We start from the raw sequence: 21850 nt of genomic DNA on the forward strand, positions 1-21850 counted from the left end.
TGGCAATGTGGGCGATATGGACGAGGGCGCCGAGCGCGGGACGACAGAGCGGGTGCTTACGCTGCTCGGGCTTTTGCAGCAGCGGCAGGTCTGGACCGGGCCCGAGCTCGCCGAGCGGCTCGATGTCACGCCGCGCACGGTGCGGCGGGATGTCGAGCGGCTGCGGGCGCTCGGTTATCCGGTGCATGCGAGTCAGGGGGTCGGGGGCGGGTATCGCCTCGGTCCGGGGCAGGAGTTGCCGCCGCTATTGCTCGATGACGAGGAGGCGATTGCCACCGCTGTCTCATTGCTGGCCGGGGCGGGCGGTGCGGTCGCGCGTGCCGGGGATGCCGCGCTCCGGGCGCTGACCAAGCTCGATCAGGTGTTGCCGATTCGGTTGCGGCACGAGATGCGCGCGCTGGCCGGCTCGGTGGAATCCTTCAGCGGTGGTCGTACGCTGGTCGACCCCGAGGTGCTCATGACGCTGGCCCGGGCCTGCCGCGATGAGGTCGAGACCGGCTTCGACTATCCGTCCGGGAGCGAGGTCCGGCGGCGGCGGGTCGAACCGTACCGTCTGATCGCCTCCGACCGGCGCTGGTATCTGCTCGCCTACGACCTCGATCGCGACGACTGGCGCAGCTTTCGCGTTGATCGGATGACCGAGGTATGTTCCCGCACTTGGCATTTCCGCCCGCGCACGGCGCCCGATGCCGCGCCCTACGTGCAGGAGGGTGTCGCGAGCCGGGTCTATCCGAAGCAGGCGCGCTTCCTGGTGTATGCCCCGAACGATATTGTGCGCGAGCAGATTCCGGCGTCGGCAGCTTTCGTCCGACCGCACGGGGCCGAGCACTGCGAGGTGCTCAGCGGCGCCGAGAACCTCGATTTCGTGCTCATGCACATGGCAGCGCTCGGCCACGATTTCGAGGTGCTCGATCCGCCGGAACTCCGGAGTCGCTGTCGCGCACTGGCGGAGCGACTGCTGTCAGCCGCAACGACTCCGGACGTCAGCTGACCGTCAGGCGACCGCGTAGGGGTACGCCGCAGCACGCCGCTGGAAGGAAAGGATGCGAAGGTTCTGCACTCGCCCCTCACGGATTTCGATTGCGCGCCGGACGGTTTCGCTGCCATCCCAGGCGTCCGGACCGGACATCACAATCGGCAGGTATTCCAGCAGCGCTTCGGAGTTCTCCCACGTGGCGGAGTTCCAGAGGTAGGACGGGCTGTGGTCCACCCCGTAGTAGTGCAGATCGTCGCCGACGGTGAACATCGGATCCTTGAACGAGGTCGGCCGCGCCCATTCGAACCCCATACCCTCGTCACAGGAGACGTCGACAAACAGCGTCCCGCGCGCGAACAGCGGCAGATCCTCGTTCATGACGAACATCAGCGGCTCCTCGGTGTCCTGGAGGATGCAGTTGACGACAATGTCGTACTGGGCCAGCATTTCCGCGAGCGGTCCGGGTTCCGGCGCCTTCAGGGCGAGCGTGCGGCTGGGGTTCGAGGGATCGCGGGCGAAGTGCTGCATGCGCACCGACGCGAAAGGTGAGGCGACCGCGGATACGCTGCGCTGCGTCAGCACCGTGACGTCGCTGATTCCGAGCGCCGAGAGCGCACGCACAGCGCCGCGGGCGGTGGCGCCGAAGCTGATTACGGCGGCCCGCATCCGCCGGCCGTAGTCCCCGCTGGATCCGCGCAGCTGCAGTGCGTGCAGGACCGAGCAGTAACCGGCCAGCTCATTGTTCTTGTGGAAGACGTGGACGTTGAAATTGCCTTCCTTCGTCCAGTGGTTCATCGCCTCCCAGGCGATCAGGGTCAGGCCGCGGTCGATGGCGAGCTGCGTCATGTGCTCGTCCTGAACACAGTGCGGCCACCCCCAGACGATCTGCCCGGCGCGGAGGTTCTCGAGGTCTGCGGCCAGCGGCTTGGGCAGCAGCAGGACATCACACTCGGCGAACAGCTCTGCGCGGGTGCGATGGCCGCCTACCAGCGGCGCCAGGTGCTCATCGGAGTAGCCGAATCGGTCTCCGTAACCGTGCTCGAGGAAGACGCGGTCGCGAAGCTTTGGGTCGATCCGGTCGAAGTGCGCGGGATGGATCGCCAGTCGGTGCTCGTCCTCTTTGCGGGAGGTCGCAACTACACCGATGGTTAGTTGCTTCACCAACTGAGCCTACGCGCACGTAGGAACGCGCTCCGCCGGGTTCCACAGCGGTGAGATTGCTCTCCGGAGAGCATGCAGCCCCACAGCGGCGCCGGTCACAGCCATCCAGGTCGGCAGCGGGTAGAAGACGAGTCGTTCGGAAATGCCGACCTGCAGACCGATCATGAGCAGGACCGTGCCGGTGAGTCCGGCCGAGGCGCAGACGGCCGACCAGACCGCGACGAGACGGCGTTGTTTCCACAACCAGATCCCCAGCAGAATCAGCACGATATGCCGGGATACGAGCGCGGGCAGCACGGCCAGGCCGTGAATGACGATGCCGTCGTTGGAGGGAAACATCCCGGTGGCGGCGGTACTCAGCCCGATGACGACCGCGAGCACGACGATCCATACCTGACGCCGGCCGGGTGGGATGTAGTCGCGAAATCCGATGGCGCCCAGGATGGTCAGCAATCCGAGCGCTACGAAGGTCGCATTCATGAGCAGGTGCAGCGGCGAGCACCTGCTCGGCGTGCACGCGGTGACGCCGAGGTCGCTGATGGTGTCGTAGCGAAAGCTGTAGCCGGTCTTGCAGGCGATGGCGGTGAGCAGCTCGGCCGCCAGGTACGCGAAGGTCAGTGTCCACGCGATTGCCGCGAGGGTGTGCCGCAGCGGCTGCGAGGCCAGGACCGTAATCCTAATAGTTCGATCAATGTTGTGCTGCACGGGAATCGAAGACATCAGTCGCGTAATGCCTGCTCTTGCAACGAGTTCAGAACTCGGGACAAGATGCGTGAGATCTGCATCTGTGAGACACCGAGGGTTTCGGCAATCCTGATTTGCGGCTGGGTGTCGAAGAATCGCAGGATCAGTACCTGGCGGTCCCGCTCGGGCAGCGCAGCGATCAACGGCTTCACCGCCATGAGGTCCTCCACCCTGCAGAAGTCCGATTGTTCGGAGCCGAGGGCGTCCAGTAGCGATATCGGCGTGTAGTCGTTGTCATTGTCGAGGCAGGCGTCGATCGACGAGCTGCGGTAGCCGTTGCGGGCGATCAGCGCCTGCAGGACCTCGTCCGGGTCGGCGCCGAGCTCCTCCGCGATTTCCGCGGCGGTCGGTACGTGGCCCAGCCGCTGGAACAGCCGGTCGATGGCCAGACCGATGGTGAGCTGCAGTTCCTTCAGCCGCCGCGGTACTCGGACCGCCCAGGTGTAGTCCCGGAAGTGGCGGCGCACCTCGCCCATGATCGTGGGTATTGCGAAAGACAGGAATGATGCGCCGTAGTCGGGGTCGAATCGGTTGATCGCGACCACCATGCCTACACGGGCGGTCTGCAGCAGATCCTCGTAGTTCTCGCCGCGGCCGGCGTACTTGCGGGCAATGTTCTCCGCCAAGGGCATGCAGCGCTTGATCAGGTCCTCCCGCAGCGGTTTTCGGCGCGGGTCCGTGTCGCTCATCTCGGCGAGCCGAGCGAACAGCGGTTCGAGGTTGTCGTAGCTGTCGGTGCCACGGCGGGTGCGGGGCGGCACCGAAGGGGCGGTCAGAGTCGACTGATAGGTCATTGGTGGTGCCTCGATCCAAAGGAAAATCGGCGGCGGCCTAGTACCCGAACATCAGCAGTGATGATCATCGCGGTCCACGAATCCTTCGCTCGGATCAGTGATGTCTTCCAGTACACGCCCTGCAGGGCCCGGCGTCAACACCGTAGACCTACAGTTGTAGACCCAATCTCCGTAGATGTAGACCTACACCGTTGACACTGAGTTCCGGGAGGCGTCTACTTGAGGGGTAGCAGATCCGCCCACGCTCATATATCGGGATCACAGGGTCCGGAGTATGCGCCGAGCGCTGACATCGATTCTGAAATCGGCGCTCGCGGTACAACATTCGACTACTACCCGGAGTTGGGAAAATGAGAGAATACGCAGGCGATGGCTGGCGCGCGCGCGGAGCCAGTCGTTCGGGTCTGAGCAGCATCTTCATGGTGCTGGTACTCGCCTGGCTGATCATCGGCGCCATTGCCGGCGGCCAGCGGCACTACTACGACAGCGCTCCCACCAATTGCGCGAGCACGGGCACGATCGCGGTGACGATCATCGCCGGGCCGCTCAATTACCTCGGCATGAATCCCAAGGTCGGCGACTGCCATGTGAATGTGCCACAGCCGAGCCCGTAATCCGATAACCGGTAGTGTCCGGCTGCTCCCGAAACCCGCTGTCACGCAACGGTAGAGGAGGGCGATGACAGCCGCGCGCGCTCGCGGTGCGCTCGTTGGCGACAGGCCGGCGAGCAGTACCTCGGCCGCCGGCCGGTCCCTGATCGGGAGAGTTCACACCCGCAGCTCTGACAGCTGTCGGCTCCGGGTCGCATCGAAACGCATTGTGGTGCTTGCGCATCCCGAGCATGCGCGCATCGTGAACGTCGAGCGCGTCGACAAATACACCAAGGGCCCCAGCTGTGACCGCGCCCGCACCCTGCTGATCGGCGACGGCCTGGTGACCAGTGTGGGCAAGGAATGGAAGACGCAGCGAAAGATGTTGTCCCCGTTCTTCACTCCGAAGGCGGTGCGCGGCTACGCACCGCTGATCATGGAGGACGCGCAGTGGTTCACGCAGCGCTGGCAGGACCGGGTCGGCAGCCACGTGCCGGTCGAAATGCTTTCGGAGATGGCCACTCTCACCGCGTCGATCATTCTGAAGAGCTTGTTCAGCACCACCGCACAGGACGTCCGGGAACAGTTGCAGGACGCGGTGGAAACCATGATCCAGTACACCTCCGGGCGCCAGTTGAAAACAGAGCGTAGCCCGTGGGCGACGCTGGGGGCATTGTGCGTCGGGTTCTTCATGATCCTGGTCGATATGACCATTGTGGCGGTGGCGAATCCGACGATCATGAACGACTTGCACACCGGTTTGACGACCGTGGTGTGGGTGACGAGTTCGTATCTGCTGGCCTATGCGGTGCCGCTGCTGGTCACCGGGCGACTGGGGGATCGCCGGCGTCTACAACACCGCGCGTCAGGTGGGCCTGGTGCTCGGCAGTGCCGGTATCGGTGTGCTGATCCCGGCCCGGCTGGCCGCGCACGGCATTCCATCGGTGGAGGCGGGCGGAAGCGGGCCCCTGCTCGGTCCGGTGCAGCACGCTTTCAGTACGGCTCTGGCGCAGTCGATGTTCCTGCCGTCGGCGATCCTGGTGATCGGAATCGTCTCGTGCCTGCTGCTGGGGGCCCGGCCCCCGGCTCCGGTCCGAGCAGTGCCGGTCCGAGCAGTGCCGGTCCAAACAGTGCCGGTCGAGGAAAATGCGGATGCGACGGGAATTCACTGAGCCGAAACACGATGGGCCGCCTCCGCGAAACAGTGACTCTCGATGCTTCACGCGAATCCCGTTGAATAATGAGGTACGAGTGTGAATTCGGGAGATACGGCGTGGGTGCTGGCAAGTGCGGCACTCGTCATGCTGATGACGCCGGGGCTGGCTTTCTTCTACGGCGGCATGGTCGGCGGCAAGAGTGTGCTGAACATGCTGATGATGAACTTCATCTGCTTGGGGGCGGTGACGACGCTGTGGCTGTTGTACGGCTACAGCGAGTCGTTCGGAAATGATGCGTATCAGGGCCTGGTAGGCCGGATGTCGCATGCGTTCCTGCGAAATACGCAGGGGACGCTGTCCGGCCCTGCCGGACATCAGATTCCGACCATGGCGTTCGTGATGTTCCAGTTGATGTTCGCCGTCATCACGACCGCCCTGATTTCGGGGGCGATCGCCGGACGGGCGAAGTTCTGGGCGTGGATGGTCTTCATCGTCGCCTGGACCACCGTGGTGTATTTCCCGGTGGCGCACTGGGTTTTCAGTGCGAGCGGGTTCACGAACACCGATACCGCCGGAAATTCCTCGGATGTGGGCGGGTGGATCGACAACCGGCTGAAGGCATTCGACTTCGCGGGCGGTACCGCGGTGCATATCAATGCCGGTGCGGCAGCCTTGGCAATGGTGCTGGTGATCGGCAACCGGCACGGTTGGCCGCGGAGCATTCCCCGGCCGCACAATGTGCCCTTCACGCTGCTCGGCGCCTCGCTGCTGTGGTTCGGCTGGTATGGATTCAACGCCGGATCGGCCTTGGCCGCAGGCGATCTCGCCGCAACAGCCTTCACGAACACCACCATTGCCACGGGTGTGGCATCGCTGGCCTGGATCATTGTCGAGCAGTTGCGTGATGGCCGGCCGACCACACTGGGCGCCGCGTCCGGTGCGGTCGCCGGGCTGGTGGCGGTCACACCCGCATGTGGATTCGTCGGCAGTATCGGCGCACTGGCGATCGGGATCGCCGCCGGTGTGTGCTGCGCGCTGGCGGTGGGACTGAAATTCGTCTTCGGCTATGACGATTCGCTCGACGTGGTCGGCGTTCATCTGGTCGGCGGACTGGTGGGCACGCTGCTCATCGGGTTCTTCGCCGACGCCTCGGTGAATCCGGGGGGCGGCAACGGCCTGCTGTTCGGCGGCGGCTGGACTCAGTTGCAGCGGCAAGCGATCGCCGCCTTCGCGGTACTGGGGTATTCGTTCGTCGCCACCTACATGCTGGGCTGGATCATCAACAAGCTCATAGGTTTCCGCGTGGATCACGAGGCCGAGGCGAGCGGTATCGACGAAGCCGAACATGCCGAATCCGCCTACGATCTCGGCTTCCCCGCAGCGCCCCCTGCTTTGACGCCGAGTACGCCGCGCACCCCTCCCGCACCGCGGACTCCCCCGCCGCGCAATCCGGCGCAGCGAGTCGCACCCCCACCCGGCATGAATACTCCGCGACTGCCGGTCCGTCCGATGATGGGCGACGGCCGCGAACCGGAATGGCCGGGACGACTCCGGGGCGACTATGAGCCACACCACGAAGGCCGGGCCGAAGCTTGACGGCTAGATAGTTAGGCTCCATATTAGATTCATGGCGACCGAAGCGGCGGGTATCGACACACCCACTCTGGACCAGGCGCGGCAGCAGCTGCGGCGCTACGGACTGGAGTCCGAGGCCGACCCGCGCGCGGTGCTCGTCGCGGTGCGCCTGCTGGCCGCCGGAGCGCGGCTCGGGCAGGCCACCGAGGCGCATTTCGCCCGGTTCGGTCTCTCCACGGGACGCTATCGTTTGCTCGCCGATCTCGAGGACAGCGACGGCGAGAAATCGCCGTCGCAGTTGGCGGCGAGCCTCGGGGTGACCCGTGCGACGGTAACCGGGCTGATAGACAGCCTGGAACAAGAGGGGCTCGTATGCCGGCGCCCCTCGGCCGAGGACGGCCGCGCCGTGGTGGTGGTACTCGCCGCCCGGGGCGCACAGAAGATGCGCGATATAGCGCCCGACCACTTCGGCCGCCTGCAAGCCCTGGTGAGCGGGCTCAGCCCGCAGGAGCGCACTACCTTCCTCGAACTGCTCGGGCGCGTCACCGAGGGCATCGGCGCACTGACCGCCCCCTGATCTGAGCGCGCTCCCCCACCAGCACACCGCATGGAGAATCACTGCCCGCATCATGACCATATGGTTAGGATCCTAATTAGATGACCGAGGTTATGGAACCACCCCGTTTCCGGCTGTGGCAGGAGGCCCTCTTCGCCTACGTGGCCCCGGCCCTGTGCGCGGGCATCGGCGGAATCGCCACCGGGCAAACCGATCTCGTCGTCGCGGCACTCACCTCGATCGCGGGCACCTCGGCGCTCGTCGCTGTAGTGGTCGGAGCTTGGTTGCAGCGCAACGAATCCCGGCGCTCATGGCTGCTGCGTATCCCGCGAATCGGCCTGGTCGCCGGGTTCACCGTCGCCGCGGCAGCACTCGCGGAATTGATCGCCTGGTCGGCGACGCAGTCGTGGCCGTTGCTACCCGACCGGATCCGAATCGACTTCCCGATCGCCGCAGCACTCGCGACCATCATCACAACCTGGCGCTGGCGAGCGGCGCAGGCGCCGAAACCGGCTCCAGCACACCGGAAAACGAACAATCGAAAGGACATATCGTGATCGCGATCATGGGAGCATCCGGCGCCACCGGTGGGCCGCTACTGCGGCGCCTGACGGACCTCGGGGTGCCGCGCCGCGCACTGACCCGCGAACCGGAACGATTGCGCGCGGAACTGCCGCCGGGAATCCCGGTGGATGTCCGGTGGGCCGATGCCGCCGATCCCGCCTCCCTGCGCAACGCCTTCACCGACGTCCGGCAGTTGTTTCTCACCATGACCAACAGCCCCCGGCAGGTCGAATTCGAAAGTCGTGTCATCGATCTCGCGGCACACTGCGGCATCGAGCACATCGTGAAGATCTCCGCACCCGCCGCCGAACCCGACTCCCCCGTCGTGGTCTCGCGCTGGCACTACGCCATCGAACAGCACCTACTCAGGTCCGGTATCGATCACACGATCCTGCGCCCCTATGCCTTCATGCAGAAGCTGCTCACCCTTGCGCCGACCATCCAGCAGGGCATCATCGTCGGCGCCACGCAAGACGCGGCATGCAATTACATCGACTGCCGCGATATCGGCGATGTCGCCGCGGAGGTGCTGACACGTCCCGAAATCGCCGGGGGCACATACACACTCACGGGATCCGAGACCTTCGGCTACCCGAGGTTGGCCGCGCTGCTCAGCCGCCTGCTGGGCCGGCAGATCCGCTACGTGGACCTGCCGCCCACCGACTTCCGGCAGACTCTCCTCGACCAGGCCCATATGCCGCTCTGGCTGGCCACGCACGTCATGGAAATCCAGCAGCTGGCCCTCAGCCGCCCGGAACACCCCACCGACACCGTCGCCCACCTGCTCGGCCGGCCGCCACGCACCCTGGAGGCCTTCCTCGCCGAAAGCCTCGAATCGGGCGTGTTCGAGCGCGATGAGTTTCCGGGTCGGCCGCCGTCCTATGTGTGACGGTACAAACGGCACGAACCAGGAGAGATTCGATGCGCAAGATCACGGCTGGACTGTTCATCTCACTCGACGGCGTCATCGGGGAGCCGCAGGATTGGCATTTCCCGTATTTCAACGACGAGATGGGCGCCGCGGTAGGCGCTCAGCTGATCGGCGCGGACACACTGCTGCTGGGCCGCAACACCTATGAAGGCTTCGCGGACGCCTGGCCGGAGCGGGAAGCCGCGGGCGGCGAGGATGCGGGCATGGCGGCGGCACTGGGCGATGCGCGCAAAATCGTTGTCTCACATCAGGATCTGGAATTGACCTGGCGCAATTCCGAGCAGCTGAAGGGCGAACTGGTCGAGGCCGTCACCGAGCTGAAGCAGCAGCCGGGTGCGACGGATATCGCCATGAGCGGGTCGCCGTCCATCGTCGTGCAGTTGCTGGCCGCCGGACTGATCGACGAACTGCATCTGCTGGTGCATCCGGTCGTGCTGCGCAGCGGTCTGCGACTGTTCGACGAGGGCGAGTCCATCCCACTGCGCCTGCTCTCCTCGCAGGCGTTCGAGACAGGCGTCTTGCACCTGGTGTACGGCCCGACGGCCCCACCCGCACCGGTCAGCTACGACGCCGTGAAGGGCCAGCTGTCGCAGGACGAGCAGTAAGCGCACCCAGTCCTGCCCGCCGGGTATCACCGCGAGCGAGCAGGGTCATCCGGCTCAGCCGATGGCGGGCAGTCGCACGACCTGCCCCGCGTAGGCCAGCCCCGCGCCGAAGCCGAGCAGCAGCGCCGTATCGCCCGCCTTCGCTTCGCCGGAGCGCAGCAACTGCTCCATCGCCATGGGAATCGAAGCGGCACTGGTGTTTCCGGTTTCGACAATATCCCGGGCCACCGCCACCGTGTCAGGCATTCCCAGCGCGCGAGTCAGCGCATCGGTAATGCGACTGTTGGCCTGGTGCGGTACGAAGGCGTCGAGATCCTCCACACCGACACCGGCGCGGTCCAGCGCATCACGGCACGCCTTCTCCAAAAACGTGACGGCCCAGCGGAATACCGCGGTGCCGTTCATCCGGATGTACGGCCGCTCGGTGGTGCCGCCGCTCGCCTCGGCGGCCGCGACCTCGGCGAAGTACTGCGCGAAGTCCTTGTCCTGCTTGATGGCCGCGGTCTGGCTGCCGTCGGAGCCCCAGGCCACCGGGCCGATGCCCTCGACCTCGGACGGTCCCACCACGGCCGCACCGGCGCCGTCGGCGAAGATGAAGGCGCAGGTCCGGTCGGTGGGGTCGAGCAGATCGGAGAGGCGTTCGACGCCGATCACCAGCACATTGCGAGCCTGGCCCGCGCGCACCAGGTTGGCGGCATTGGCCAGGGCGTAACAGAAGCCCGCGCAGCCGGCGGAGACGTCGAAGGCGGCGGTGTCCTGCATGCCGAGTTCGGTGGCGACCACGGCGCCGGCCGACGGTCCCAGCACCATCTGCGAGGACGTAGCCAGAATGACGGCGTCGACCTGCTCGGCGGGAATCCCGGCGGCGGCGAGCGCGTCACGCGCGGCGGCGGTGCTCATGGAGACGATCGTTTCGTCGGGTTCGGCCCACCCGCGCGAGGCGATGCCGGAGCGGGTTCTGATCCATTCGTCGGAGGAGTCGATGCGATCGACGATTTCGGCATTGGGGACAACCCGGCGCGGCCGGTACACACCGAGACCGAGAAGCGCGGCGTGGGCTACCGGAGCGGCGGTGGTGATTTGGGCGGGCATGACATCCTCTCGATATGAACCGATCGGTTCACAAGCATAGGTCTAACATGAACCGATCGGTTCAAGCAAGCGTTGGAGAAGCAGGGGTTGGAGGAACTTCCATGACGGCGGGACCGCGTGCTCGATTGATCGCGAGCACCATCGCCACGGTGCAGGAGCACGGCGTGCACGCCGCCGGGTTGAGTGAACTGCTCAAACGCAGCAATGCCTCGCGCAATTCGCTCTATCAGCACTTCCCCTCCGGCAAGGGCGAATTGATGGAGGCAGCGGCACGAATCGTGTCGCGAGTGGTGTATTCGCACGTCAGCCGGATGGCCGACGCACTGCCCACCGCGCCCTCCCCCGAACGCTGGCTGGACGAGCTGCTCGCCTTCTGGCGCACCGAGCTCGAATCCAGCGACTACCGCGCCGGATCCTTCATGATGGCCGCGGCGCTCGACGAACTGGATCCGTCCCTGCAATCGGCCGCCGGCCAGGCCTTCGCCGAATGGACCGCCCGCTTGGCCGACGGCCTGGTGGCGGCCGGCGTCGAACGTGGCGCCGCCTGCTCGCTGTCCGGATTGCTGCTGTCGGTCATCGAGGGCGCCATCGTGCAGAGCCGCGCCCTCAAATCCAGCCATCCCTTCGACGATGCCCGCAACCAGCTCGCAGTGCTGCTTCGCCACCATCTCGAGGCTCGATAGCGACGCTATGGCCGCAGGACGCCGAGCCAGCGCCGGATCGGGGCACGCAGATCCGCCACACCGGCGGGCGTGCCGGCCGCGATCCCGAGCCGGGAGCGACTGCCGTACAGGCGGTCGAACAGCAGCCCTTCGAGGAGGCTGATCAGATCGTGTGCGGCCTGCTCCGGATCCGGTACGCCCGATGCCGTCATCAACGCGGTGGCCGCGGGCACCGAGAACAGGCAGCGCGCGAGGACATCGCGCAGGTCTTCGTCCTCCGCGGCATCCGCTGCCAGGGCATAGCGCGCGAGCGCATCGCGCCGGCGCGCGCCCAGCAGCAGGTCGAGTTGTGCGGCAATGAGATCGGCGGCGCGATCGATCGATACCACCTGCCGTTCGGCGGACCGCTGCGCCGTCTGGAATTCCCGCCGGGAGATGGCGGCGAGATGAATTACCGCCGCCCGCAACAGCTCCTGCCGGGTGCGGTAGTAGTAGGAGGTCGAGCCGCGGGCGATGCCGAGGCGGTCGTCGACGGCATGGTGGGTGACCGCGCGATTGCCGCCCGTGGCGGCGAGATCCAGTGCGGCGGCGCAGATGGCCTCGCGCCGGGCCGAGAGCTCACCGGTCGAGGTGGATCTGCCGTCGGCATCGCGAGCCACCGAGCCTCCCTTACGCACTGGTATCCAACAGACTTCCATTATGCCACCAACTCTATATTTGCAGAGGGGAGGTTTCGGGACCGTCGTACCGAATTACAGAAAGGCTGCACCGATTCGGCGCCGAATTGGCAAGCAGGCGTAGAGTGAAGGTGCTCTCGCGCCGAATTCCGCAGCGTCGCTCGGTATCTCGCGAAATCGACCCAGGAGGTCGAAATGCCCGACCTTGGAGCGCCATTCCCGGATGCGCCGGTGTCGCCGTCATCCACCGAAAGAAACCAGGCCACGGAATCTTCCTTGGCCACAGCAATGTTCGCCAGATCCAGCGAACGCCTGGTACGCCAGCTGTTCGACGTGGGCATCGAATTGCATGAACTGCGGGATATCTTCGACCGCAGAGACTCTACCGAGTCGCAGGTACTCGCCGCCAGTGTCGCAGTCTCGGATGTGATCGAGGATCTCGACCAGCTCATCCACGACACCAGCCGGGCAATGCTCACGCTTGCCAGCGATCGCTTCGTCATGACCGAACTGCGGATCCGTGGCCCGGTGCTGCGTAAGCATCGCCACTGAAATCGCACTCGCGCTACGGCCGGATCACTCGCGATGCTCACCACTTTCGAGGACGAGCATCGCGAGATTGCTGTCGCCGATGAGCAGGTCCAGATCGTCCAGCATGCCCGTGACGGCGTCCCGGGCGGCGCGGCGGTCCAGATCGCTGCCAGTGCACTGCTCGAAAACCACACGGAGAGCATGCAATTGCAGTCCGACGTCGAAGAGGTGCCGCACCAGCCGGTCACCGGCGACGGCGAACTGGGTGTCATCGGCGGGCTCGGCCCGAGCCGTGAACTCGACACCGGAGGCGGACCGGGAAAACACCCGAAGGTGGTCGTGCCTGTCGAGGTCGGCAGCGCTGAGACGCGATGGCGGAGAGAGTGTCACGATCGCACCCGATTCACGCGGCGCGGTCGGGTACGAATTCTCTGTGCGCAGGAATTCGTTCGGGCGGTCGGAAATTCACGGTACTGCTCCACTTCGCGTCGGCTGGTGCAAATCGGTAGCCATGCCATACGCAAGTCGACCACCGAGGTCCGGAGCAGCCAGACGTGCGGTGCCGACTCTACTCGCGCTTGCTTGGATTCGAGGCATTCTCAGCGAGCCCTCGATATTGGCCGAAACTCACTTCCCGACCCAGTGCTCGAGGATCATTTCGAGCTCGCGCGAGTGCTCCACCAGCGAACGAGATACGACGGCCATCCGCTGGTTGGTATCACGGGAGTATTTGCGCAGCAGCTGGAATGCGGCGTCCATATCGAGTTGTGCACGTTCGGCGAGCATGCCTTTCGCCTGTTCGATGACCACTCGGCTGTTCAACGCGATGCTGAGTTGATCGTTCACCACCATCGAATCGGCGAGTATGCGGGCGTGCACGATGCCGATCGTGGCGAAATCCGCGAGAGTCTGCCCGATACGCACATCATCGGATCCGAGCACACCCGGGCGGGTGGTGAAGAGATTCAGAGCGCCGAGACGTTCGTTGCGCAATCGCAGTGGCAGTGCGCAGACTCCCCGAAAGCCTTCCAGTCCCGCACGTTCCGCGAAGGCCGGCCAGCGTTGCGTCCCCTTGTCGAGATCCTCGACGAGGACCTGCTCTCCGGTCTGATAGGCCTGCAGGCAGGGGCCGGCTGCGGATTCCACCTGCAGCAGTTCCAGTAGCCGAGTCTCCTCCGAGGTGGACGCGAACACCTGTAGTTCACCGTGCCCGTCGGCGAGTAGCAGCCCGGCCGCGTCGATCGGAAGCAGCTCGACGCTGGTGTCGACGAGCTCCTGCGTCGACTCCACCGGGTCGTAATCGGCCACCAGTGTGTCGACCATTCGAACCAATGCCGTGGTCAGCGCACTGTTTCGAGCTGCCATCCGCTGCTCACCTCTTCTCTCCTCAATACTGGACTTGCCCCTCGCGTATTTCAATGCCCGGGAATCGATTCCGGATCGGGGTCGTACGCGGTCGGGAAGCGCAGCCGGCGGGCGACCACCGCACCCGCGATCTCACTCAGGGTGCGACCGGTGGCGAAGGCGTGCCCGACCAGCCGGGCGTAGGCCACAGCCGCGCTCGAATCCAATTGCACGGCAACCATTCCAGTGGCCTGATGGATCTCCCGCGCGGAGATCGTCTGCTCCCACCAGGGCCCCAGCGTGATGCCGTGGAGTTCGCGGCCGCCATCGCCCGGCGGGCCGAAGGCCGCCAGCAACAGGGTGGTGATCACGTCCGCGATCCGGATGGCATCGCTATACCCCTGTACATCTCGGATAACCGCTTCGGCGCCGACCAGATCGAGAAATCCGACCCGGATCGCGCCCAGCTGCAATGGAATCGAACAAATCGACCCGATGGCCTCCGGTAGCCGGTCCCATTGGGCCAGCAGCGGCCAGCGACCGGCTGCCACGGCGCTCCCGAAATCCGGCACCCGAACGGGGCCTCCGGCGCTGTGTGCAGCCGGGCCCGGACCTTCACCGGTCGCGGCCTCGGCATCGGCCAGCCGCGCGGCCGTATCACCCGCCGCGCCGAGCACCTCCCAGCGGTTGCCCGCCATGGACATGGTCAATGCCGATTGGTCCACCGGCAGCACGCGAACACAGGCCGCGCACAGGCGATCACCGTGCACCAGCGCCGGATCTGGGTCGGCGTCGAGCTCGCGGAGAGTGGCCAGAAATTGCGCGACCGCGGTATGGGCCGCGCTCACACCTCGATACCGCTTGTCACGATTCCGCCCTGCGGCGCTGTGGGGCACGCCAGCGCTGCGGGTCCAGCATGCGCAGGCCGCCCTCGGCGGGCACCCATTCGTTCAGGGCCCAGGCATCACCGCGCCAGTGCATGCGGTTCACCCAGGTCAATTGCGGCACGGTGACAACGCGGCCCAGGCGTAGATCCACCTCCAGCGTGCACGGTGAGGCGACCAGATAGCGCACGCCGATGGCCGAGTCCGGGGCGGGCAGCCGTCCGCAGACCTGGCCCGCGGCCAGTTCGAGGTCGGCGGCCATCACCATGCCGATGGGCAGCAGCCCGACCCGGTCGGCATTGACGATCACCGCCACCACGGTCCATTGCCGGAAGATATCACCGACGATGTCGTCATCGTCGGCCTGAGCAGTGTGTACGACACCGTCGGTGAGAATCTCCGGCAGGGGCGTCTGTGACGGGTCGCACGCGAGAACTCTCATCGCGCGCTCACCCGATCCTGCAGCGCCACCAATGTTTTCGGTGCTGTACATCACGCCCCCTTGCGCAGGTTCGAGTGACGATCGAACCGCCGGGGTCTGGAGCGGTAGTAATTCGGCCCACCCGGGGTCGCTGAAAAATTACGAGTAGGTGCGGGGCCGAACCTCGTTCATTCTATCGCTGTAGTGTGTACTCCGATGTAAAACTCGTTGTCGCACAGTTAAACTCACCACACACCGGTCGGTATGTAGTTTCGACTTCCCCCTCAGGACTGCCCGGGTCCCCACCGCACCCGGTCCGGCCGCTGCGGGGAGGCCATTGGCTTGTGCGGCACGCAACGCGATAACTTGGACAGGTGATGAACGAATCCGTAGCTACGACGGTTGGAGCATGGCGTGCAGGTGACGGCGCTGCGGTGCCGTTCCGTGAGGCAACGGTGGCATGGGCTCTGGCCGCGCACACCGAACTGGCCGAAACCGCAACCGGGTATGGACATTTCGTCACTGTGAACGAGTTGGCCGAGCGCGTGCAGGAGGTGTCCGGAGTACACACCGAGGCCCCCACCCGCACCTGGATGGATGCCATTCTGCGCAAGGTGGCCCGGCGCTGCCACCGCGCGGGTGAGCCGCCGCTGCCGGCGCTGTGCGTGCGCCAGAACCACACGGTCGGGGACGCCTACAAGTACGTACTCGAGCTGGCCGGACTGCCGATCCCGGAGGATCTCGAACTGCATGCTGCCTATGCCCGTTGGCAGTGCTACCAGTTCTACGGCGCCGCGATTCCGGCAGACGGGGGTGTGCCGCCGCTCACTCCGAAGGTTGCCGCCAAGCGCCGCATGACCATGACCACAGTCGTGGCCGAGGTCAAGCCGGAGCCGGTGCGCGCGCCGGTCTGCTCGCAGTGCTTCATTCAGCTACCCGTGGGCGGGACCTGCTACTTCTGCGCCTGAACCACGCCGTACCGCAACCATGTTGGGGCGGTTAGGGATTGACGTCCCGGTCCGGCAGCGGGTCGGGCATCTCCTCCAGGGCGGCGATCTGGAGATGGATGAAGGCCGCTATTCGATGCCGGGCCGCCGGGGACAACCGCTCGATATCCACCGCTGCCAGCGGATTCGCACCGAGCGGTAGTGGTTCCGGTGGCTCCCCCTCGGCCTCCCCCGGAACAACCTCCAAATGAGGACGCTGAGCCGACATCGGAGAATTGGGTTCATCCGGGTCGGCGGCGGCGACGGCTGTTCGCACCATGTCGTGACCATAACCCCTCCGTGACCCGGGCGGGAGGCGTTGGCGCACTTGAGCCTTCGCAGTGCACAGGCTCTGGGGCGGAGGTAAAAGAAGTCAGACCGGACGGCTCGCGATTGCATAGAGATCGCGGGCGGGACCGGTGGGACGCTGCCCCTTGGGCCAGACCGCGCGCAGGGCCCGATTCAGATCCAGACCGGTCACTTCGGGCGAAACCAGCACTCCCTCGGCCAGTTCCCGCGCCACCGCCAGTGAGCTGAGTACCGCCGGGGCCATGCCGTCGGCGACGGCGGTTTTGATGGCGGTGGTCGAGGACAGTTCCAATGCCACGGTGGGTTCCCAGTCCGGAATAGCGCGAGTCATGGCTCGCTCGAACGAGATTCGGGTGCCCGAGCCGGGCTCGCGGTAGATGAGCGGCGTTCCCGCCAGCTCCTCGGCGGTGACCGCACCGCCTCGCGCCCAGCGGTGTCCGGCGGCGACAACAACCACCAGGCGATCGCGCGCCACCGGATGACTCTCCAGTTCAGCGGGCACCTGCGGGCTCTCCACAAAGCCGATTCCGGCACGACCGTCCAGCACTGCCCGCGCCACCTCGGCCGAATTCCCGGACTCCAGGGCAATGGAGGTCTCCGGCATTCGAGTGCGCAGGGCCATCAGCCATTTCGGGAACAGGTATTCGGCAATGGTCTGACTCGCCGCCACCCGCAGCCGCGAATCCCGCTGCACCCGCAGGGTATCGATGCCCGCGTCCAGCCGGGCGGCCGCATCCACCACATCCCGCGCCCACTCCGCGATCAGCGCCCCCGCCGCCGTCGGCCGCGACCCCAGCGTGGTCCGTTCCAGCACCGGCATTCCCACCAGCTGCTCCAGGTACCGGATCCGCGAACTGGCCGACGGCTGACTGATCCCGTGCGCCTTCGCCGCCCGCCCCAAGCTCCCCAGCTCGATCACCGAGAGCAAAAGATCCAGCGCGGCAAGATCGGGCACCCGAGGTGATAGCGACATAGACCGATTCTATGTGCGGTCGCGGTGAGTGTGGCTACTCAGCGGCTACCCGGTTGATAACGGGCTGCCACCAGGCGAGGGGGTGGACGGTCAGGCCGATGACTTTGCCGGCATCGTCGGCGCGGCGCAGGGCCAGAGCGGCAGTGAAGTCGGGGTCGGATTCGAAGGTGGCGATTTCCTCGGAGGCCATGGGACCGCCCTGAGCGATGAGGGTGCGCTGACTGGACGGGGACAGGGCGGCGGTGTGGATCGCGTCGGTGGCGGCGAGGTAGCGCTTGGCGGTGACGTGGAGTTCGACCAGGCGGGCCACCCGGGTTCCGAGGAGCGCGCGCACGGCGTCGGCACCGTGGCGGCCGTGGCCCGCATCGTCACCGGGGTACAACACGTGGCCGATATCGTGGACCAACCGGCGACCTGGAGTTCCTCATCGTCCGGAAATTGCCGACGCAGGAGTTCGGCGCACTGGCGGTCGTGGTCGAGGATGTCGACCGGGTCGCCGCTGCGGTCGGGCATATCCCAGGCGTCCTCGCAATCGGCCAGCAGCGCCATGAGGTCGTCGACCGTCGCAATTGTCGTCACCGCATCCACTGTCGGGGACGATCGTGAACAGCGCATGACAGCCTCGGGTCGGAACACGCTTACGCTCCGGCGCTGAGCCAGTCGGCGAACATATTCGCGGTTTCGTCGATGAGGCGGTCGGGGTCGAGGCCCTGCGGTGGTTGCAGGGCGATGCGAAGGCTCGCGGCCAGGCCCGCATTCACCATGACGAAGGCGCGGGTGTCGAGTTCGTCGTCGGGGCGCGGCCCGAGTTGTTGCAGCAGATAGGCGCGGGTGAGCAGGAGGAGCCGGCGTTCCAGTCCGCCGAAGCCGATGCCCGCGACGGTGGCCTCGGCGGCGAGGGCGCGCACCAACTGCTGCCGGTCGGTGAGTGCGCGCATGATCGCGCGCAGGCTGCCGGCCACCGATTCACGCAGCGGCAGACCCAGACTGCCGAGCACCGCTTCGGTGAAGCATTCCTCTAGTTCGGTGAGCAGCCGTCCGCGCAGTATCTCGACAATCGCGGCCTTGTCGTCGAAGTAGCGGTAGAGCGATCCGATACTCATATGCGCGTGCGCGGCTATGCGATTGGTGGAGGTCTCGGCAATGCCGTGTGCGGCGAAAAGCTGAGCGGCCGAGTCGAGAATCCGCTCCCGGGTCTCCCGCGCGCGTTCCTGGCTCGGCTTCTTGCGCCGTACACCGGGTGTTTCAGCCATGAGTGGGCCGGCGGCACAAAAGTGAGTAGGAAGTGAGCATATACTCACCTTACGCTTCGGAGATGAGCAGCGGTAAGGTTCCGGCGACCATGGAAGTCGCTGCGGCAGGCACGATTCCGACCGAATTCCGATATTGGGAGCGGCGCGACGATCCGCGGATACAGCGGGCCCGCCGCGCCTGGCGCAGCGTCTTCCGCTTCGACCCGCAGCCGTCCGATGAGCTGGTACGCACCTTCGGCGAGGCCTACTACCAGGCCGATCCGGTGGCGGAGGCCTTCGTCGACGAGGTCTACCTCGGTGAGATCGGGCCGAAAGCGGGCCGCGCCCTACTGGATCAGGCGCTGGCGCACGGCATCGGCTCGGTGCCGGACGCACCGCCGACGCTCGTCCGCCTGTTCGAGGAGTTCGAGTCCGCCCCGGACTGGCTGGACCTCGACCTGGCCGCGCAGGGCGCGAAGGTGTTCCGCCGCTGGGGCACTTCGGTTTTCAGCTTCGCTACCACCAGCACCCTGGAGATGTACTCGGAGAGCTCCATTACCAAACCGCTCTCGTACGCGGGCGGCTACGCCGGGGACAAGGCGCACAAACGCCAGTTGGAGACCGTCCGCTTCTGGATCGACGTCTCCGAACCCGGCGGCCTCGACCTGGGCGCACGCGGGCGGCAGACCGCCATGCGGGTCCGGATCATGCACGTCTTCATCCGCCGCAAGCTCATGCAGCGCCCCGAATGGGATTACGCCGCCTGGGGTGTGCCGATCAGCATCGGTGACGCCACCCTGACCCTCATGGGCGGGAGCGTGGTGCCGGGCCTGGCGCTGTGGAGCATCGGGCATCAGACCACGATTCGGGAAATCGAAGCGACGCTGCACTTCTGGCGCTATGTGGGTCATCTGCTGGGTGTGCAGCCCGCGTGGTATCCGCAGAACTTCCAGGAGTCGGTCCAGCTCATGTTCGCGGCCTTCGTCAAACGTGCGTACACCGCGGGTGCGGACGGCGAGGAGCTGGTCGAGTCCTATCTCCCGGCCTTCGAGCCCAAGCCGAATACGCCGTGGCCCAAACGGATTCGCGACGAATTCAACTGCCGCGTACAGATCGGATACACCGCGTTCTGGCTGCCTCCCGCCACCTACGCCCGCCACCACATGCCGCGCCGCTTCCCCTGGGTGCTGCACCCGATCGTGCAGGCGCCCCTGGTCTTCGGCGCGGAAACGCTGCGTCGCACCGTTCCCGGGCTCGATGCGGTCGCCGACCGTGTGCAACGTCACCGCCGAGAACAGTGGTACCGCAACGAAGTCGGCGACCGGGATGCCGAGTTCACACCGGTGGAGGAGTTCCGCCGCTAGCGTGCGAGGTCAGCGCTTCTCGATGCGGGCCGGTGGCGGCTCGACGGTTCCCTTGCTCTGCAGATACGACTCCATCGCATCCAGATCGATGGGACCGACCAGGGTGTCGCGGCTCTGGGTGAAGACCGAGAACCCGTCACCGCCCGAAGCCAGGAAGTTGTTGGTCGAGACTCGGTAAAGGGCAACCGGATTCAGCGGCTGCCCGCCGATATGAACGCTGTCGGCAATCACCTTGCGGCCCTTGGGCGCGGTATCGGAGTAGGCGTAGGTAATGCCCGCCACCGACAGCACGCCGGGCTTACTCACATTGTCCCACTGCTGTTCCAGCAGACTCAGGATCTGCTGCCCGGTCAGCGCGACGGCGACAACCTGATTCCCGAACGGCTGCACGGTGTACGCCTGCTCGTAGGTGATCGCGCCGCCGGTCAAACCCGCCCGTACCCCACCGGGATTCATGAAAGCGGCCACCACCTGCTGCGGCGCCATGGCCGCCAGCATGGAGTCGGCGATGACATCACCGAGCGGGGAATCCCCGGCCGGGTCCGGGGCGCTGGGCAGCGGTGCGGTGGCGCTGCCGATGACGCGGTCGGCACGCGACTTCACCTGTGCGGCAAAGAAATCGAGCAGCTTGGCGGCGGCCGGATCCGGCGTGATGTCGCGGGTGACGACCCGGTTCACCGCCTTCGCATCAACCGTCCCGTCGTGGAAGCGCAGCGTGACATCGGTGATGAGGCGGCCGAAGGACGACGCCTGCGTGACGACCTTGCCGTTGATGGTGCAGTTGTAGGCCTGATGACTGTGCGCGGTGAGCATGACCTTGACGGCCGAATCGGTGCGCTTCGCCAGATCCGTGACACCGGGATCGATTCCGGCACAACCGTTGTAGTCGATCTGCGCGCCGTCCTCGCTGTGCTGTGCGCCGCCGTCGTGCAGCAGTGCGATTACGGTCTCCGCACCTGCGGCCTTAATTTCCGGCACATACTTATTGATCGCGTCCGGTTCGTCGCCGAAGGTGTAGCCCCGAATCCCCTCGGGCATCACGATGTGCGCGGTATCGGGCGTGACCGTGCCGACCACACCGATCTTGTGCCCGCCGATATCGAGCATGGTCCATGCCTTCAGCCCCGGCGGCAGCTGACCGTTGCCGTCGGTGACATTGGCGGCCAGATACGGAAACTTGGCCCCGGAGAACGGATCTCCCGGCGAGCAGCCGTCGGCGGCGCATCCGCCCTGCTGCAACCGCCGCAATTCCTGTACGCCGTGGTCGAATTCGTGATTGCCCACCGACGAGGCGGCCACGCCGACGGTATTCATGAAGTCGATGGTCGGCTCATCGTGGAACAGCGCGGAGATGAGCGGGCTGGCGCCCACATTGTCACCGGAGGACAGGATCGCGTCCGCCGGATATGCGGCCTCGAGCCGGGCCAGGTGCGCGGCGAGATAGGCAGCGCCACCGGCCTGGTAATCGCCGATCTTGCCATTGCTTCCGCTCGGCGGCTGCAGATTCCCGTGCAGGTCGTTGATAGCGAACAGATGGACCTCACCCGGTTGGGCCGTAGGCAGGTCATCGGTCGAAATCAGCGGTACCGCACCGGGCTTGGCGCCCGGCGCGGCATTGTCGCCGGAGCCGCAGCCGGCCACCAGCCCCACACTCAACAGCGCCGCGCACATCCCCAGGATCCGTCGACCAGTCATAGAGCTCGACTCTGACAGACCTCGTTG

General features: G+C 65.9%; 25 protein-coding genes and 2 pseudogenes. 13 read left to right on the forward strand and 14 right to left on the reverse strand.

Annotated elements, in window-relative coordinates; genetic code table 11:
• Nucleotides 1-16 precede the first annotated feature (16 nt).
• Nucleotides 17-991, forward strand: a complete 975-nt coding sequence (locus tag JWN03_RS15655; RefSeq protein ID WP_297615079.1) for a helix-turn-helix transcriptional regulator — start codon at nucleotides 17-19, stop codon at nucleotides 989-991.
• A gap of 3 nt (nucleotides 992-994) precedes the next feature.
• Here JWN03_RS15655 and JWN03_RS15660 read toward each other — a convergent pair whose 3' ends face one another.
• From JWN03_RS15660 to JWN03_RS15670, 3 genes are read right to left on the reverse strand one after another with little or no spacing between them, the layout of a single operon-like run.
• Nucleotides 995-2137: a N(5)-(carboxyethyl)ornithine synthase gene (locus JWN03_RS15660; protein ID WP_297615081.1), complete on the reverse strand. Its 1143-nt coding sequence runs from the start codon at nucleotides 2135-2137 to the stop codon at nucleotides 995-997.
• Between the two features lie 9 nt (nucleotides 2138-2146).
• Nucleotides 2147-2857 carry a DUF998 domain-containing protein gene (locus JWN03_RS15665; RefSeq protein WP_297615083.1) on the reverse strand — a complete coding sequence of 237 codons (711 nt, stop codon included), beginning with the start codon at nucleotides 2855-2857 and terminating at the stop codon, nucleotides 2147-2149.
• Entirely contained in the window at nucleotides 2857-3675 is an 819-nt protein-coding gene (locus JWN03_RS15670) for an RNA polymerase sigma factor SigF (RefSeq protein WP_297615085.1), read from the reverse strand. The genes JWN03_RS15665 and JWN03_RS15670 overlap by 1 nt, the downstream gene beginning before the upstream one ends.
• Before the next feature lie 350 nt (nucleotides 3676-4025).
• Between JWN03_RS15670 and JWN03_RS15675 the strand changes: the two genes are divergently transcribed.
• From JWN03_RS15675 to JWN03_RS15710, 8 genes and pseudogenes are all read left to right on the forward strand, one after another.
• The gene (locus JWN03_RS15675; protein WP_441342999.1) at nucleotides 4026-4289 is read left to right on the forward strand and encodes a hypothetical protein; all 264 of its coding nucleotides are present in this window, start codon (nucleotides 4026-4028) and stop codon (nucleotides 4287-4289) included.
• A 64-nt stretch (nucleotides 4290-4353) separates the two neighbouring features.
• Nucleotides 4354-4875 (forward strand): annotated as a pseudogene (locus JWN03_RS15680) (cytochrome P450); the annotation flags it as partial.
• Nucleotides 4873-5109: pseudogene (locus tag JWN03_RS15685) on the forward strand (hypothetical protein); the annotation flags it as partial. The pseudogenes JWN03_RS15680 and JWN03_RS15685, both read left to right, overlap by 3 nt.
• Nucleotides 5110-5518: 409 nt before the next feature.
• Nucleotides 5519-7018 carry an ammonium transporter gene (locus tag JWN03_RS15690; RefSeq protein WP_297615087.1) on the forward strand — a complete coding sequence of 500 codons (1500 nt, stop codon included), beginning with the start codon at nucleotides 5519-5521 and terminating at the stop codon, nucleotides 7016-7018.
• Nucleotides 7019-7049: 31 nt separating this feature from the next.
• Nucleotides 7050-7574 carry a MarR family winged helix-turn-helix transcriptional regulator gene (locus JWN03_RS15695; RefSeq protein WP_297615089.1) on the forward strand — a complete coding sequence of 175 codons (525 nt, stop codon included), beginning with the start codon at nucleotides 7050-7052 and terminating at the stop codon, nucleotides 7572-7574.
• Between the two features lie 80 nt (nucleotides 7575-7654).
• Nucleotides 7655-8110, forward strand: coding sequence for a hypothetical protein (locus JWN03_RS15700; protein WP_297615091.1), 456 nt, complete (start codon nucleotides 7655-7657; stop codon nucleotides 8108-8110).
• Entirely contained in the window at nucleotides 8107-9006 is a 900-nt protein-coding gene (locus JWN03_RS15705) for an NmrA family NAD(P)-binding protein (RefSeq protein ID WP_297615093.1), read from the forward strand. The genes JWN03_RS15700 and JWN03_RS15705 overlap by 4 nt, the downstream gene beginning before the upstream one ends.
• Nucleotides 9007-9038: 32 nt before the next feature.
• Complete coding sequence (locus JWN03_RS15710; RefSeq protein WP_297615095.1) at nucleotides 9039-9653, forward strand: dihydrofolate reductase family protein; 615 nt, start codon at nucleotides 9039-9041, stop codon at nucleotides 9651-9653.
• A gap of 54 nt (nucleotides 9654-9707) precedes the next feature.
• Here JWN03_RS15710 and JWN03_RS15715 read toward each other — a convergent pair whose 3' ends face one another.
• Complete coding sequence (locus JWN03_RS15715) at nucleotides 9708-10745, reverse strand: beta-ketoacyl-ACP synthase III (RefSeq protein ID WP_297615097.1); 1038 nt, start codon at nucleotides 10743-10745, stop codon at nucleotides 9708-9710.
• A 101-nt stretch (nucleotides 10746-10846) separates the two neighbouring features.
• On the opposite strand from JWN03_RS15715, the gene JWN03_RS15720 reads away from it, so the two are divergent.
• Nucleotides 10847-11428 (forward strand): TetR/AcrR family transcriptional regulator, encoded by a 582-nt coding sequence (locus tag JWN03_RS15720; protein WP_297615099.1) that lies wholly within the window; start codon nucleotides 10847-10849, stop codon nucleotides 11426-11428.
• Nucleotides 11429-11433: 5 nt separating this feature from the next.
• Here the strand turns inward: JWN03_RS15720 and JWN03_RS15725 are convergent, their stop codons facing one another.
• Nucleotides 11434-12066, reverse strand: a complete 633-nt coding sequence (locus tag JWN03_RS15725) for a TetR/AcrR family transcriptional regulator (RefSeq protein ID WP_297615101.1) — start codon at nucleotides 12064-12066, stop codon at nucleotides 11434-11436.
• A 294-nt stretch (nucleotides 12067-12360) separates the two neighbouring features.
• On the opposite strand from JWN03_RS15725, the gene JWN03_RS15730 reads away from it, so the two are divergent.
• A complete protein-coding gene (locus JWN03_RS15730; protein WP_297615103.1) occupies nucleotides 12361-12636 on the forward strand; it encodes a hypothetical protein in 276 nt (91 codons plus the stop codon).
• A gap of 24 nt (nucleotides 12637-12660) precedes the next feature.
• Here JWN03_RS15730 and JWN03_RS15735 read toward each other — a convergent pair whose 3' ends face one another.
• The 4 genes from JWN03_RS15735 to JWN03_RS15750 all read right to left on the reverse strand — a co-directional run bounded on the left by JWN03_RS15735 (nucleotide 12661) and on the right by JWN03_RS15750 (nucleotide 15285).
• Nucleotides 12661-13005, reverse strand: coding sequence for a hypothetical protein (locus tag JWN03_RS15735; protein WP_297615105.1), 345 nt, complete (start codon nucleotides 13003-13005; stop codon nucleotides 12661-12663).
• A 237-nt stretch (nucleotides 13006-13242) separates the two neighbouring features.
• Nucleotides 13243-13980 carry a GAF and ANTAR domain-containing protein gene (locus JWN03_RS15740; RefSeq protein WP_297615107.1) on the reverse strand — a complete coding sequence of 246 codons (738 nt, stop codon included), beginning with the start codon at nucleotides 13978-13980 and terminating at the stop codon, nucleotides 13243-13245.
• Nucleotides 13981-14030: 50 nt separating this feature from the next.
• A complete protein-coding gene (locus tag JWN03_RS15745; protein ID WP_297615109.1) occupies nucleotides 14031-14807 on the reverse strand; it encodes an ANTAR domain-containing protein in 777 nt (258 codons plus the stop codon).
• 16 nt (nucleotides 14808-14823) lie between these two features.
• A complete protein-coding gene (locus tag JWN03_RS15750; protein WP_297615111.1) occupies nucleotides 14824-15285 on the reverse strand; it encodes a hypothetical protein in 462 nt (153 codons plus the stop codon).
• Between the two features lie 356 nt (nucleotides 15286-15641).
• On the opposite strand from JWN03_RS15750, the gene JWN03_RS15755 reads away from it, so the two are divergent.
• On the forward strand, nucleotides 15642-16232 hold the full coding sequence (locus JWN03_RS15755; RefSeq protein WP_297615113.1) for a hypothetical protein: 591 nt from the start codon (nucleotides 15642-15644) through the stop codon (nucleotides 16230-16232).
• Between the two features lie 31 nt (nucleotides 16233-16263).
• Here the strand turns inward: JWN03_RS15755 and JWN03_RS15760 are convergent, their stop codons facing one another.
• The 4 genes from JWN03_RS15760 to JWN03_RS15775 all read right to left on the reverse strand — a co-directional run bounded on the left by JWN03_RS15760 (nucleotide 16264) and on the right by JWN03_RS15775 (nucleotide 18785).
• Nucleotides 16264-16530, reverse strand: coding sequence for a hypothetical protein (locus tag JWN03_RS15760; protein ID WP_297615115.1), 267 nt, complete (start codon nucleotides 16528-16530; stop codon nucleotides 16264-16266).
• Nucleotides 16531-16623: 93 nt separating this feature from the next.
• The gene (locus JWN03_RS15765; protein ID WP_297615117.1) at nucleotides 16624-17532 is read right to left on the reverse strand and encodes a LysR family transcriptional regulator; all 909 of its coding nucleotides are present in this window, start codon (nucleotides 17530-17532) and stop codon (nucleotides 16624-16626) included.
• 34 nt (nucleotides 17533-17566) lie between these two features.
• Nucleotides 17567-17917, reverse strand: coding sequence for a hypothetical protein (locus JWN03_RS15770; protein WP_297615119.1), 351 nt, complete (start codon nucleotides 17915-17917; stop codon nucleotides 17567-17569).
• A 253-nt stretch (nucleotides 17918-18170) separates the two neighbouring features.
• The gene (locus JWN03_RS15775) at nucleotides 18171-18785 is read right to left on the reverse strand and encodes a TetR/AcrR family transcriptional regulator (protein ID WP_297615121.1); all 615 of its coding nucleotides are present in this window, start codon (nucleotides 18783-18785) and stop codon (nucleotides 18171-18173) included.
• Nucleotides 18786-18847: 62 nt separating this feature from the next.
• Here JWN03_RS15775 and JWN03_RS15780 point away from each other — a divergent pair, with 62 nt between their 5' ends.
• A complete protein-coding gene (locus JWN03_RS15780) occupies nucleotides 18848-20128 on the forward strand; it encodes an oxygenase MpaB family protein (RefSeq protein ID WP_297615123.1) in 1281 nt (426 codons plus the stop codon).
• A gap of 9 nt (nucleotides 20129-20137) precedes the next feature.
• Here the strand turns inward: JWN03_RS15780 and JWN03_RS15785 are convergent, their stop codons facing one another.
• On the reverse strand, nucleotides 20138-21823 hold the full coding sequence (locus JWN03_RS15785) for a bifunctional metallophosphatase/5'-nucleotidase (protein ID WP_297615125.1): 1686 nt from the start codon (nucleotides 21821-21823) through the stop codon (nucleotides 20138-20140).
• Nucleotides 21824-21850 lie beyond the last annotated feature (27 nt).

It is taken from the genome of Nocardia sp. (genome assembly GCF_025465275.1).
In the GTDB taxonomy this organism is placed as follows: domain Bacteria; phylum Actinomycetota; class Actinomycetes; order Mycobacteriales; family Mycobacteriaceae; genus Nocardia.